At 70.1% G+C, this 15,546-nt stretch carries 1 protein-coding gene (cut by a window edge); it reads right to left on the bottom strand.

Going from position 1 to position 15,546, the window contains the following annotated elements:
* Nucleotides 1-15,546, bottom strand: the 5' end (the start) of a protein-coding gene (locus ACIG5A_RS17915) for a 4'-phosphopantetheinyl transferase superfamily protein (protein WP_397241308.1). The gene continues 20,727 nt to the left of window position 1, outside the view; 15,546 of the gene's 36,273 nt are visible here — the first part of the coding sequence; the start codon lies at nucleotides 15,544-15,546; its stop codon lies off the left edge, out of view.

Genomic DNA, 15,546 nt, shown 5'->3' with positions numbered 1-15,546 from the left:
TTCCGAGTGCCGCGCCGAATCCGGTTGAACAGCCGGTTCCGCCGCGCGTCGCTCCCCCTCGGCAGGGCCCGGCGTCGCGCTGCTCTCCTGCGGCGGCAGTTCATCGAACGGGTCGGCGAACGTGGCCAGGAGCGCGTCCTCGTCGAAATCGACCTGGCCGTCCTCGTCCACCGGCGTACCCGGCTGCGGATCCTCTGGCGGTGCCGGTTCGGTACCGAGACCGTCGGATTCACGGACGACGAACCATCTCGACTTGCCGACGGCCAGCTTGGCGAAACCGGTTGCGTCGGACTGATCTCCGACGATCTGGCCACCCCGGCCACGCACGGTGAGTTCAGCGACTTTCGCGTCCCGTTCCGCCGGCGACAAGGTGTCCCACTGCTCACCGTCCAGCGCCTCGACCTTGACCGAAGCCGGAATAGAGTTGTCGGTGTCGAGCGCCTCGATCAGCACCGTTTGATCGCCGGGCGGGCCGAATCTGGAGACCCGCGCACGGACCGGGCCGCGAGTCGGGGCGTCCAATGCGTTGGCGACGTACTCCGAGAGGTTGAGTTTCGTGTCGTAGATCAGATCTCCGTCACGCCAGCCGTAGCCATGCAGCTGGTCAGCCAGCCATTCGCGGGCCACCCCGGCATCGCGCCTGCGCTCCCAATCCGGCAGGGACAGATCGGTGCCCAAGGTCAGCTCGGCCTGCTCACCGGTGGCGCCGACGAACGAGACGTTCGAATCCGCCAGCCACGGCGTCACCATCGTGCGCAGTTCCCGCAATCCGGCGCCGACCCGCACCGGCTCCACGCCGAGGTCGATACCCGTGAAATAGGTTGTGATGGCTCCGTTCTCGCGCTGGATCACCCAGGTGAACCGGCCCGGCTCGCCGCGCACCGGGTTGATCGTCGCCGACACCTCGACGCGCCCCGGCGCGGACTCGACGCCGATGACCTCCACCCACATGTTCTTGCTCGCGCCGGTCAGCATCCACTTCATGGGCGCACCACCATGATTGATGACGTCACCGACGGTGAGCAGGCGCGTCTCGGGCAACCAGAGCCCACCCTGGGACGGATACACGAACCTTGTTGTCTCCGAATCCACTCCGAGCCTGTCTGCCTCGGCGAGTAGCTGAGCGTGGTATTTCGGACTGCTCGCCGCGGCCGAGAACGGCGCGGCGCCGGTGCTCATCCACTCGGGACGGCCGTTGGCGTCCAAGACGGCAACCCCGAATGCCGATGGCCCCTGTGCCGTGTTCCGGTAGGTCTGCAGCAGGTCCTTGTGCTCGGTCTTACTGCTGACGGGCGTCACCCGAATATCACCGGGCTCGGCACCGAACAGGATGAGGTCGCCGACCGACGGATCGGCACTGCGGTACGGCCGACCGTTCGGAGCGTAGAACGCTCCATCCCGCCCCGTGAGACGGGTGTATTCGATTCGCGCCGAACCCGGCCGGAACATGGCCGGATCATTCGGCGGCGCTACCTCGTACTTCGCCCGGCTCGGCACGGGCTGATCCCGGGCGGCCTGGTCTGCCGGCACAGCAGGATCGACAGCGCCGGAACCGTGGTCCGGTGCCGCGGCTTCGCTCGCATGCTCCTGGTCGGGTGCTGGCCCCGAGGTTCGCGGCGTGCTCTCCTGCGCGCCGCGGCCGCGCGATCCGTCCGCATGTGCCGAACCGTCGAGGTTGGAGTCGTGGGCATACAGCGCGCCCATGTCGGGCCTGCGTCCGGCCAAACGGCCGACCGACGGGTCACCGAAGTCGCGTGACCGCCTCGGGGACATGTCCAGGGCCGCCGCAGGATCCACGGACGGGCCCTGGAAGCCGGCCGCTCGCCGTGCGGCGGAGTCATTTCCGGTTCGCTGTGTGCCTGCGGGATCCGGTCGCGCGGCCGGGCTCTGCTCAGGCGCAACAGGATCCGGCCGTGTTGCGGTTTGCCCGGGCGCCAAGCCTGCTCGGCGCTCAGGTACGGGCAGTTGACGGGCGGGAGCCTCCTCCAGTGACCAAGCTGGTTCCGGCAGTTGGCGTGGCGTAGTGCCAGGTTCCGCCGGTTCGGCGTAGGTGCGGTTGTAGTGGTCGGCCAGTTGCTCGAGTACGGCGGCTTCGGCGGCGCGCTGGCGGATCTCCTCGCGGTACTGCCTGACGATCGCCTCGAGTTCGGCGGGAGTGCGGATGCCGAGCTGTTCGAGCTTGCCCGCCTTCACCTTTCCGAATGCGGCCTGGTACGCCTTGGCGGCCTTCGAATCGGTGTCGATCTTCTCGGGCGCGAGTTCAGTACCGGCGAACCGCTGCCAAAGCTCCGACGGCTCCGGGATCTCGGTGACCTCGACGGTGTCGCCACGGCCTGCGACAGCCGTGAGGAAATCATCGATCCGATCGCCGACGACCTCGCGCACGAAGGCGACGCCGGTGGGATCCTGGGCGGGCAGCGGTCCCTCGACGACGCGCGGATCGCTCAGCGCGGCAGCGGGATCCGGTTGCAACCCCTTGGTGAAAGGGTCGACAGCGCCGATTGCCCTGGCGTAGTCGGTGAGCGCCTCGACGACCTGCGCGGGATCGCCCGCGGTGCGCATCCGCTTGACGAGCGCCTTGTCGAGCTTCTTCGGATCGATCTTGGATTCGTCGGCGACGTATTTCAGCTTCTTGGTCTCGGGCTGGGTGGTGTACTTCTCCGGCGTCAGGCCACTCGTCGCCCGCCCCGGCTCGGACGGCACACCGAGCCGCTCCTCCAACAGCTTTCGTGCCGCGTCGACCGCCTTCGGGTCGGTGGCGCGCAGCTTGTTGGCGTAGTCGGTGAGTCCCTCGATCTGCCGCAGCCGGTTCCCGCCGGACTGCGCGCGATCGGTGATGGCGCCCGCCACCCGCTCCGGCGTCAAATCCTTCGGCTCGACGCCGACGCGCTCGGCCAGTTCGGTACGGACGTCGTTCAGCGCGTGGAAGGCGTGGAACTTGTCGATATCGAGCAGATTCCGCGCATGGTCGTGCAGCGCTTCCAGCTTCGCCGCGTCGGCGCCGCGCTCGACCCACAGCCGCTCGGTCGTCGGGCCGAGTTTGCCCGGCGCCAGATCGGCCCGCTCGACGCCGAGCCGCCCCGCCAGATGATCGATGGCGGCCTCGATTTGGGGGCGCGACAGCTCACCGAGCGGGGTCGCGGGCGTACCAGGTTCCGGCACAGCGACATCCGATGGCACCGGGTCCGTGACCGGGCGCCATGGCCCCTCGCCCTCGCGCACCACGGTCACCGGCACCGGCTCGCCGTGAACCTCTTTCGTGGTGTGCCGAACCTGGATCGGATCGAGATCGGCTACGTGCACGCCCGTTTCGTCGGCATACACCATCTTGCGCTCGACGACGCCGTCGACCTCGCCGCGCGCCAATGCCTGTGCCACATCGTCATTGCGCGCCAGGAAGTCGGCGAGCCGCCGCGCATGCTTGCCACCGTTGTCGATGACCACCAGCCGCATCGGATTCTCGCCGAACACGCCAACGCCCGGCGTCCGCTGATCGAGCACCGCGCCGCCCTCGGCCTCGATCCAGGCAGCGGCAGCGTCCTCGGCCTTCACCTCGGCGACGACGCCGAATTCCTCGTCGGCGTCGCGATATTCGGCAGCCTTGCGCTCGAACGCCTCCGCGGTCTCGGCCATTTCCCGCGCCTTGGCGCGGACGGTATCGAGATCGATCGATGCCGGATCGGACGCGTCGACGCCGAGCACCTCGGCGGCGTTGGCAGGCTCCTTCACCAGTTCGTAACGGCGCACATTGTTTTCGAAGTTCTTGCGTGCCGTCGGATGGTCCTGGTGGCCGAGGTCGTACCACCGGGTGCCCGGCTGGCTCCGGTTGTTGACGCCGTCCTGCCGCAGCACGATGGGGTCCTTGACCTTGCCCAGATTCGCGGCGTGCTGGCGCGCGACCTCCATCTCGGTGCGCGCCAGCGGGTCCGGCGCGAGCAGGTTCTCCGGCTCGCTGTACGCCATCCGATTGTGCTCGGCGGCAAGCCTGAGCTGCGCTGCCCCCAGGTCCTCCGCCATGACCGCTTGCCGCACCGCCAGGTGCTTGAACTGCTCGGTGGCCTCGCGCACCGACTCGGGGCTCAGATCCCGCAGCGGCACATTGTTTTCGTCGGCCATCTTGTAGAGGGCCGTGCCCGCGTCGTGGCGCGCTCGCGCCGGGGCGACGAGATCGTCGCCCCACGCGTCGAGACCGGCATTGCGTTCGGCGCCGGGCCGCTCACCCGCGGGGGCCGGACGCGCGACGGGCTCGCCCGCCGGATCGAAGCGGTCGGTCAGTCCGAGGTCGGCCAGTTCTTGCAGTGCGGCCGGATCGCGTGCGTCGGTGCGCCAGTAGGCGTATTCCTCGCCCGCCTGATTCACCGGCATCGGCTCGCCGCCGATATGGAATCTGCGCAGGATGGTGTCGACCAGCTGCTGGCGCGCCTTCCACAGCGTCACGATCTCGCGGATCGTGATCAGCGGACTTGCCTTGTGCGCCTTGGAATCCGGTGTGTACATGTGCTCGAACCCGAGCGCGTCGACACCGGTGATCTCGGCGATCGACGCGCTGAGCCACGCCTGCCCGGACGGCACCATCTCCGACGGCGGATGCACCGGATTCACCTTGTGCCTGCCGATCATGTCGCGCAGCCACCGCGGCAGCTTGGTCGGCTTCTCGGCGACCGCGGGCACGGCGGCTGGTGTCGCAGCCGGAACAGCCTTCGGCGCAACGGCTTCCACCGCGACCGGCACATGCTCCTGCACACGCCAGTTGCCGTCGGCACCGCGTACGAGATCGACCGGCACCTGCTGCTCGCCGTTCACCTCGACGTCGACGACCACGCGTTCGCCGGACCTGCCCGGTTCGGCAGGCTCACCGGCCGCGTGCGGCGCCGGCGGCTTGGACGGCGGGCCCTGCGGGGGCGCTGCCGCCCCCGCACCCGGTTCCTCCGGCCCCTCGTCGGGATGGTTCAGCGCTTCCTCGGCCCGCTCCCTGGCCCGCTCCGCCGCTGCCTCTCCGGCCTCGGCCTCGTGCACATCCCTGGCCGCCGCCTCGAGCGCGTCGATGCGCCGATGCCAATCCTGTTGTTCCCCGACGAGTTTGGTGCGGCTGCGCAGGTAGTCGAGCGTTTCGTCCAGCGTCCGGACATCTTCCGGATCACCGGGCCGCCGCTGCGGACCGAGTTCGTCGGCATTGACCGGCAGGCCACGGCGCGCGGTATCGAGCGCCTCGCGAGCCGCGGCGGCCTGCTCACGCGCATCGGCCAACCGCTCGAGCGCCGCTGCCCGCTGCTCGGCCAATCGTTCCAGCTCGGCCGAGCGCTGCTGGGCCGCACGAACTTCCGCTGCGGCGGCATCGATGGCCCGCTGCTCCGCGGCACGAACCTCGGCCGCGCGCACCGCATCACCGTTGCGTTCATGCCACAGCTGTTCGAACGCGTCGAGATCGGCGGCGCCGCGATACACCTCTTCGCGCAGCTGCTTCGCTACCGGGAGCAGGGCCGCCCTGGAGGTCAGCTGATCGAAAAGTGTTCCGGCCCGCAGCTTTCCCGCCTGCTCATTGCGGTCCGCGGCGGCCTTTTCCGGGGTCGATGCCGCGGGCTTTTCGACGGGCTCACCCCCGACGATCCGCAACCAGTCGCGGTCGTGCGGCGCGACAACACCCTCGTTCGCCTCGCGCAGCGCGTGCACCGCGGCACGGAATTTCTCAGGGTCACCCACCACGTCGAGGAGACGGCGGATCGCGTTGTAGCGCGGAACGGGCAGCTGATGGTCGGCGGTGATGCGCGGATCCCACTGCTCGGTGAGATGGTCGAGGCCGGGCAGTTCCTTGATCAGCTTTTCCAGCGCACCGATGTCCTTGGCCTTTCCTGGGTGCGCGTTCGCCGGGAACTGCTTCTTCAACGCCGCGATGGTCGCGTCCGGATCCGCCCGCAGTGCGCCCAGATCGACGTCGAGGTTGTGCAGGTAGTGGTAGAGATCGATATCGATGGCGTGGCGCGCACGGTCGAGCTCGAGTTCGAGCCGCACCAGGCGCAGCGCATTCGCCGTCCGCAGTGGCTCGACGGCTTCAGCGAGCCGAACCGGGTCGGCGCCGATCTTCGTCAAGTCGAGCCCCAAGCGCGTCGCGAGCTCTTCCAGCGGCGCGGCCGGAGCCGCGGGACGTCCAGCGGCGGGGTTCGCGTCCACCTCCACCGATCGCCACGGCGTCCCTTCGCCGTCGCGCACCAGCGTGACATCGGCCGGGCGGCCGTTCACCTCGCCGGTGACATGGTGGACCTGCGGCGTGGCGACCGGCTCCGCGTACACCTTGCCGCGGTCGGCAGCAGGGTGACCCGCCTGGTCGACCTCGGGCGCGAAGTAGGGCCTGCGGAATTCGAGCTCGGCCTCGCCGGAGTTCAGCTGTTCCGCCACGTGCGCATTGCGCCGGTCGCCCAGCGCCTTCGCCAGCGTCCCTTCATGATTGCGCCCACCGTCGAGCACGACAACCCGGACCTGGTCGCCGGTGCGGACCACCCCCACCATCGGCGCGCCCTCGAGTGGCGTCGCGCCTTCGCCGCCGAACCACTCCTCGCCCGCCAGGCGGGTCATGCGGTCCGCGATCTGCTCCAGCTCGGTGTTCACCGCACGGAACTGCCGTGCCCGATTGCCGAAATCCGTTGCCGCATCGGCGAGTTCGCGGCCTCGACCGGCAAGCTCGCCGAGCGTGCCACCCAGGTTCTCCGGCCGTGCCTGCACTCGGTCGAGCCCGTAGAACTGCCCGGCGGTATTGAGTGCGTACCTGGTCCGCTCACGAATCAGCGCGGTGTCGTAGATCTCCCCCGCTTGATTCCACCATCGGGCAAGCGGATTGGGGTTGTTCTGCATGTGCACGACGCGCTCGGAATCCAGCCGCTCGGGATCCTTGCCGAGCTGCTGGTGCATCTCCTTGGCCAGGTGCTCGTACGGGTTCGGATTGACGACGTCGCGGCGCCATTCGTTGATGCCGAGCCGCGCGTTCTCGGCGTTGTATCGATCCGCCGCCTCTTTGAACGTGAACTGGCCCGCCTCGTCGCGCAGGGTGAGGTACGTGAACCGCATCTCCGCGCGGTTCACCGACCGCACGCTCAGATCAGGCAGCGCGACGTTGTGCCCCGCCGCGGCATCGGCAAGGCCGCGCGCCTGCTCCGCCCACCGGCGTGCGGCGTCGTCGAACAGGCCCTTCTGCTCGAACAGCTCGACACGCGCGGCCTCGGACGGCTCGTGCGGACGCGCCTCGGCTCCGGCGCTCTCCGGTTCGGTACGCACCGGCTCTAGCTCGGGATGGGTGTTCTCGGGGCGTTCGAGTTCGGGCGCCGCATGCGCACCGGCGGGTTCGCCGCGAGTCGCGGCCTCACCGAATTTGTGGTCGAGTCCGAGCCGCTCCCACTCCCGCTGCAGCGCCTGCACCACCGAGCGGGGCGCCTCGTCGAATTCCGGGATGTGCCAGGTGCCATCGGACGCGCGAACGCCCGGCAGCGTCGTGACATGCTCTCCCCACGCACTTTTCAACGTGTTGCGCATGAACGGGGTGCCGTCGAGCAGCTTGCTGCTCTGCAGCAGCGTGAAGAACGGGTCGGGCAGATCCCATTCCTTGTTCGGCGCGCCGAGCGGCAGACCGGGATCGTCCACGACGTGCTGCCCGAGCATCTCACGTGCGTTGTGCGCCAACAGGTTGTGGGTGAGTGAGTTGAAGCTGGAGCCGAGCGGGTATTGAATGCTCGCCCACTTGTACTTGGCCGGCGGCTTCGGCTGTTTGGCCGGTTGTGGCTCGACGACAGCCGGCGCCGGTAGCCGCTCAGCGGGCGCCGGGCGCAGCACGCCGTCGGCATCGGGCACGAAACGCACCGGCAGCCGCTCGCCGCCCACCTCGACCATCACCACGTGCCCCGCCGCACCCGCCTGCGCCGATTGCGGCCGCGCCGCCTGCACCGTATGGGCGAGATCGGAGACAGCGACGGCTCGATCCAGGGCGCCGCGACGCAACTGGGTGACGATCTCGTCGACCGGCCGCTGCGCCAGCTCCGCCTGCGGCACACCGAGGATCTCGGCGAGCGCGTTCCGATCGGGCGCGTAGTAAAGCCGCTCGCGCGCATTCCTGGCATCGGCATGCCGTTCGGCCGCGACACGGAAGGCCTCGACGGCCCGCGCGCGATCCAGGGCGCGCTCCCGCTGTTCGGCAACGGTTTTCGGCAGCTGCTCTTCGGTGAGCCGTCCGGCCGGGACCTCCAGGTCTCCGGCGAGCCGGTCCCTGGTCGACTCGACCGACTCGAGCCGCGGTTCGGCATCGGGACGAACGCTTTCGGGCAGCTTCGGAGCGATCCGATCGCCGAATGCCCTCGGATCGGCCTGGAATGCGGCCTCGCCCTGTTCGGCCAACTCACGCAACGGATCTCGCGATGCACCGAGCTTGCCGCCGAGACCGAGCTCGTCGTCGAGCGCCCAGGCGTAGTCGCGCTCCGGTCCCGTCGACGGCTCGTTGCCGCGGTTCACGTTCCCCGGCTCGGTGGCTGGTTCGAGTGCCGCCGCACCGTTTCGCTCGGGCTGCGCGGTCGCTTCGGAGGCAGCCGCCTTTTCGGGTGCGCGTTCGGTCTCGGCGATCGGCGCGACCTCCCCCGCACGCTCGGATTGCGCTGGGGTAGAGGATGATTCGCCGTTGCCCGCCTCCGGACCGCGCGCTGGCCGGTTGTTCGCATGACCCGCACCGTCACCCGACGGATCGTGGGCATACACCCGGCCGGGATCGAATCCGCCCTGCGCCGGTGCGAACGGCGAGAACGGCGCATCCGCGGAGCGACGACCGCGCGGCAGATCGAGCGCGTCGGCGAAGCTGTCCGGCGTACCCGGTGCCGGCCGGGCGGCATCGGACGGCGCGCGAACAGGCCGCTGCGGCGCCGCATTCGAGGTCTGTTGCGGCGCGGGCTCGTTGAGCGCCGCCTCCAGCCTGGCCTGCTCGGCCTCGGCGCGCTGCAAGTGCTGGCCCGCGTCCTCGAGCGCGGTGACCCGGTCGCTCCAATTCTGCTGTTCCGCGAGCGGTTTCCCGCGGCCACCGAGATCGGCGAGCGCCTCCTCGAGTGCCCGGACCTGCTCCGGGGAACGCGGGCCGCTCCGCGGAACGAACTCGTCCACGTTGACCGGCAGTTTCCGTGCCGCGTCGACCACTGCCGCACGCGCGGCGTCGGCCTCTTGGCGTGCCTCGTTCAGCCGTTCGAGCCCGGCCGCGCGCGCCTCCTCCGCCAGTTCAGGCAGCGTCCGCGCTGCAGGCTGCTCGGGCACTCCCGCACGGGGCTGCTCGGCGCGGTTCTCCGGCTGCGTCCCGGTTTCGGGCTGCATCCCAGGCTCCGACTGTGCCCCGGGCTCTTGCTGCGTCCCGGGCTCAGGCTGAGTCGCGGCCTCCGGCTGAGTCGCGGGCTCGCCCTGCGCGGAATTGCGCTCGTGCCACTGCTCTTCGAAGGCCGTGATGTCCGCGGCCCGCTGCTGCACCTCGGCCCGCAACTTCCCGACTACCGCATCGAGTTTGGCCGGGGTGTTGAGCTTTTCGAAGAGCGTGTTCGCGCGCAGCGCCTTCGCGGCTGCCGCGGCATCCTTGGCGACCTGCTCCGGCGTCCGTCCAACAGGCGGGCTGACCGGGTCGCCACCGACCAACCGCAACCAGTCCTGATCCAGCGGTGCGACCGTACCGGCGGCCGCCTCGCGCATGGCCCGCACCGCATCATGGAATTGCGCTGGGTCACCGACGAGTTCGAGCACCCGGTTGACCGCGTCGTGGGCGGGCAGCGGCAGACCGTAGTCCTCGACGACCCGCGGGTCCCAGCCCGAATGCAGATCCTCCAGCGTTCCGCGCTCGCGGACCGAGGTGGCCAGCGCGTCGATGACCTTCGACTTACCCGGCTGCTGCTTCTTCAGGTCCGCGATGACCTGCTCCGGATTCTCGCGCAGCGCGTCGACGTCGACACCGAGCTTGTGGATGTTCTCGAAGAGCTCGATATCGTTCTCCGCGCGCAACCGGTCCGCCTCGAGTTCGAGACGCAGCGCACGCAACGCGTTCTCGTTTCGCAATCGAGAGGTGTTCTCGGCCAAGCGATTCGGATCAGTTCCGAGATCGTCCAACCGCACCTTCAATCGGTCGGCGAGCTCCTCGAGCGACGGTCGTGGCGCGGGTTCGCGCGCGGGCGCGGGGAGGTTGTCCGGCACGGCGTGCCACGGTGTGGCCTCGCCATCGCGAACGAGCGTGACCGCGACCGGCCTGCCCGCCGCCTCCCCGGTGACCTGACGCACCTGCGGCGTTCCCGCCGGTTCGGCATAGACCTGTCCGTGCTCGGCCGACGACTTGCTGAACACCGCGTCCGGTGCGAAGTAGGGCCTGCGGAATTCGAGATCGGCCCGCCCCGAGGACAGGGCCTCGGCCAGCCGTGCGTTGCGCGGGTCGGCCAACGCGTCGGCCAGGATCCGCTCGTGCGCGGACCCGCCGTCGAGCACCACCACGCGCAGCCGGTCGCCCTCGCGGATCAACCCGATCTTCGGTGCGCCCTCGAGCGGTTTACCGCCCTCCAGCCGAAGCCATTCGGCCCCCGCCTGCTCCGACATCCGCTCGGCGATCGACTCGAGCTCACGGCCCGCCTCGCGCATGCCGCGCACATGTCCTTCGAAATCGGTTGCGGCGCGGTCGAGTTCGCGCCCCTTCCCGGCCAGCCCGTGCATCGTGTCCGGTAGGGTCCTCGGGTTCAGTTGCTCCGGGTCCAGGCCGTAGTCCCGCGCCGATCGCGCGACCGCGAGCCGGGTGCGTTCACGGTAGAGCACCTTGTCGTACATCGCCGGATCGCTGTCCCAGGCCCGGCGCGCGGGATTCGGGTTGTTGTTGACGTTGACGACACGTTCGCTGTTCAGCTGCTCGGGGTCGAAACCGAGCTTCTGGTGCATCTCCTGGGCGTACGACTCGTTCGGGCTCGGATTGACATGGCTGCGCCGCGGCTCGATGAAGCCGACCCGCTCGTCCTCGCCGTTGTAGCGGTTCGCGTCCTCCTGCAGGGTGGTCAGCGACGCTTCGTCGCGCAGATCGCGGTACCGCATGCCTGCGGCGGCACGGTCCATCGCGCGCTCGCTCAGATCGGGCAGCGCGACGTTGTTCTGCTCGGCGATGGCGACCGCCGCGTCGGCGTGCTCGCCCCACCGCTGCGCCGCATCCTCGAATTTGTCGCGCAGCTCGAAGAGTTGGTCACGCACCGGCGCGGGCGGCTCATGCGGCGAGGCCCCCTCGGCCGCTCGATCCAGCTCGGTGCGTCCGTGCTCCGGCTGGGGATCGCGGACCTCGGCGACGGGCGTGCCGACGGGCTCGACGGTCGCCACCGGTTGCGCCGACTGCTGTTCGCGCCCTGGGTATCCGGCCTCTTCCAACTGCTTCCACCGCTGGGGCGAGACCTCGTCGACCTCCGCGACATACGGCGTGCCATCGGCGCGCACGGGCCGAGGCGAGGTCACCAGGTTCTTACCCCAGGTGCCCAGCACCATCTTGTAGAAGGACTGGCGGCCCCTGAACAGTTTGAGCGCCTGCAAAGAGGTGAAGAACGGGTCCGGAATCTCGATTTCCCCTGCCGGGGGCGCGCTGACATGCGGCTGCGTATCGATGGCGGTCGGCTCGTGCTGCTGGCCCAGCTCAGGCAGGTTGTGCAGCAACGAGTTGTGCAGCTCGGCGTTGAATCCGGAACCGAGCGGGTACTGGATGCTCCAGCGATGCAGCGGTTGCTTCTCCAGCAGCCGCTTCCACCAGCCCGGTTTCGCGACCGGAGCGGGCGCGGCGGTCGGGCTCGGTGCGGCGACCGCGGGCAGGCGTTCGGCCGGGACGAGCAGCGGACGGCCCTGCGGGTCGACCGTCAGGCGCATCGGCAATCGGTTTCCGTCGACCTCGACGACGATCTGATGCACCTCGCCCGCGCTCGAACCGGTCGGCTCCGGCCTGCTGGCCTGTGTCGCATGTCCCAGATCGGAAACGGCGGTGGCGCGATCGAGCGTGCCGAGGCGCAGCTGGTTCACCACATCCTCGATCGGCTGATTCGCCAGCCGCTCCTTCGGCACACCGAGGATCTCGGCGAGCGCGTCCCGCTCCGACGCATAGATCAGGCGAGCGACCGGATCGGTTTCCCGCGCATGGCGATTCGCCGCGGCGTCGAACGCCTCGACCAGCGCGGCGCGATCCAGGGTGCGCTGCCGCTGCTCCTCGATGGTCTTCGGCAGTTCCGCTTCGGTGAGCCGCTCGGCGGGCACGCCCAGCTCGGCGGCCAGTCGATTCCGGGTTTCCTCGACCGACTCGATCCGTCCGGCGCCGGAGCGGTTCCGCTCCGGCAGCGGTGCGCCGACCCGCTCTCCGGCGGCACGCGGGTCCGCGCGGAAGGCCGCCTCGCCCTGCTCCGCCAGCTGGCGCATCGGGTCAGGGGACTCGGCGAGCCTGCCACCGAGCCCGAGCTCCGCGTCGAGCGCGCGTGCGTAATCGCGTTGCGGGCCTGCCGCGGTCACCGGCCCGTCGGGGCGGGCGAGGGCGCCGGTCGGTTCCTGCGCTTCGCCCGCGCGCGACGCGGGAGTGCTGCCCGCATTGCGATTGGCATGCCCCGCACCGTTTCCCGCGGGATCATCGGCGTAGACCCGGCCCGGATCGAACCTGTTCGACGCGGGGGCGGACGGCGAGAAGGGCGCGTCGGCCGAGGCACGGCCGCGCGGCAGGTCGAATGCGTCAGCGAACGCGTCCTGGGACGACGGGGCGGGAGCGGACGGCGGCGCGTCACGGCGTTCGGGCCGCGAGGCCGAGCCGTCGACGCCGCGTCCCTCCGGCGGTCGACCGGCGTTGGCGCGTGGGCCCTTCGCGTCGCTGCCCGCCTCCGGTCCGGCATTGGGAGTAGTTGTCGCAGTGGGGTTTTGCGGGGTGCCAGTGAGCGCGGGCGTCGCGGAACCCGGTGCGGGCGTGGCCGCCCCAGGCGCGGGGGTGCTGGCACCAGGCGCGGGTACCGCGGAACCCGGTGCGGGAGCGGTGGAACCGGGCGCGGGCACCACGGGAGCGGGCGTTGGTGTGACGGAACCTGGTGCGGGCGTGGCGGAACCCGGTGCGGGCGTGACAGAACCGGGGGCGGGCGCCACCGGGGCAGGCGTCGTAGGCGCAGGGGCCACCGGGGCCTGCGGCGCCGGAGCAGGCGGCGCCGGAGCAGGCGGCGCCGGAGCAGGCGGCGCCGGAGCAACGGGAGCGGGCGGCGCGGGTGTGGGGGGATCCAGCACAATTGGTCCACGCCCCGGCGGCAACACCTCTGCCTCGGCTCCACCATTGGCCGGAGCGGGCGGATCGAGCACGATCGGCTCACGCTTCGGCGGCACGGCGGGCGACTCGGGCCCGGCACCAGGCGTACCGGTCCGGTCCGCGGCATTCGGACCGCTCGTCGGCTGCGCGGTCGGCGACTGAGCGCCGGTGGCAGGCGAACTCGGCGGGTCCATCACGATCGGCCCACGTCCAGGCGGCAACACACTCGCCTCACCGCCGGAAGCGGCCGGAGCGGGCGGACCCATCACGATCGGCTCACGCGTCGCGGGCGCGGTCGGCGACTCAGGTGCGGCACCAGGCGAACTCGGCGGGTCCATCGCGATCGGCCCACGCCCGGACGGCAACACACCAGCCTCGCCACCGGAATCGACCGGAGTCGACGGAGCAGGCGGGTCCATCGCAATCGGACCACGTCCGGATGGCAGCACACTCGCCTCCGCCCCGGAATCGACCGGAGTCGGCGGAACAGGCGGGTCCATCGCAATCGGCCCGCGCCCGGACGGCAACACGCTCGCCTCGCCACCAGCATCAGCGCCGTCGCGATGTTCTGCTTGGATGCCCCCTGGCTGAGCCGAGTCGCCATCGGCGGCGCCGGCCCGCTTCGCCGGGTCCGCACCGGCCTGCGCCGAGCCTCCACTGGAACCCGTTGGCTTACTTGCGCTTTCACCGGAAGGTGGCACAACGATGGGTGAACGCGGTCCGCCACCGGCGGGTGCCGCGCCCGCGCCCGCCGACGCACCACCTGCTGGCACACCTCCAGCCGGAGCACCTCCGGACGCACCTCCAGCCGACGCGCCACCAGCGGGCGTGCCCGGGGCAGATCCGCCGCTGGGAGCCGATGCGGCGGCATGTCCGCCGGACTCCGCGCCCGATGCCCCGGCCGGGGCAGGCGTCGGTCCGGCGTCGAAACTCTCCCGCAGGGCCCGCATCTCGGCCACCCGCTCGAAGTGGGTCATCGGATCGCTGGTGCCTGCTTTATAGACAGCGTGGTCCGAGGCAAGTTCCGACGCGCGCTTGTAGGTGTCCTCGTATCGCTGCTTCTCTGCCGGATCCATCACCTGGTCCGGGTGACTGTCCCGCATCAGCTTCCGGCCGATGTCCTTGGTCTCGGCCCGTACGGCCTGTTCCATCGGCTTCCATGGCGCGTGGCCGTCGCCCCCGCCCCCGCCGCGCAACACCACCTCGCTGCCACCGTGCCAGGTGGGCCGCCGCAGGCCCTGGGCGACGCCCATGCCCAAACCGGCCGCGATCATCTGACCGGTGAACGGCGAAATCTCCTGGCCGGTGGCGGCCTGGTAGGCCACCGTGGTTCCGTACATGCCGCCCGCGCCGGCCAGGCCGCCTGCCATCGCCGTGATCACCCGCTGCGTGGTGGGCGCCACCAGCGCTCGAGTCGCCGCGTTCACCGTCTCCGGAGCGCGCTTCGCCACGCCCTCCGCGTACTTGCCCAACCCCTTGGCCACGCCGAATCCGGCGGCACCACCGAAGGCGCCACCGGCACCCCAGAACAGGGCGTTCTCACCGATCTTCTTGAGGTTGAAGCCTTCATCGTTGTAACCGGCGGCGATCTGGAGGCCTTCGATGCCACCCTCGATCAGCGCGCCGTGCAGTGCTCCGGTGGCGGTGGCCCGAACAACCGTACGAACAAGGGACTTCTCGGCCCACTTGTCCAACGCCTTCGAGACGATGGGAACGACGATCGGCTCGACCAACGGCGTGATCGCGGTCCGCAGGCCCTTCACCGCCGCCATCTCGGCCATGCGCTCGGCGAAGCGCCGCGCCGCGATCGCCAATCCCTCGCGACCGATCAATCCCAGCGCCGCGGCCATCGCCGTCCCCCACGGCCACTGCCAAATCAGCATGATGATGGATCGGGCCATCATGCCCGCGAAGACGGCCTCCAGCATCTTCTCCGCCTGAATCGCGGTGCCGCCGCCGCGGATCGCGCCGCCTGCGTCATGCAGTGCCGCGGCGATCTCCGCGATCGAGGTCTTCCCCGAGATGAGCTTCTCGATCGCCTCCTGGCCCTCTACTGCGCCCGCGCCCTTCGGGTAGTACTTCTGGTAGAGCGCGACCGCCGCCTGCATCTCGGGCTCGAGCAGCGCCACCTCCTTGGCGAGCTCGATGACGGCATCGCCCCAATCGAAGACGGCGCCCTCGTCGCCTTCGGGGTAGTGCATGCCGAAATTGAGCATCTCGAGGATCGGTGTGGGAATCCATTCCCACATCGCGGTAATCCAGGTGGACAT

The organism is Nocardia sp. NPDC052566, from assembly GCF_044547285.1.
Classification (GTDB): Bacteria; Actinomycetota; Actinomycetes; order Mycobacteriales; family Mycobacteriaceae; genus Nocardia.
The sequence above is the reverse complement of the archived record's forward strand: the minus strand, read 5'-3'. Positions and strand labels throughout refer to the sequence as shown.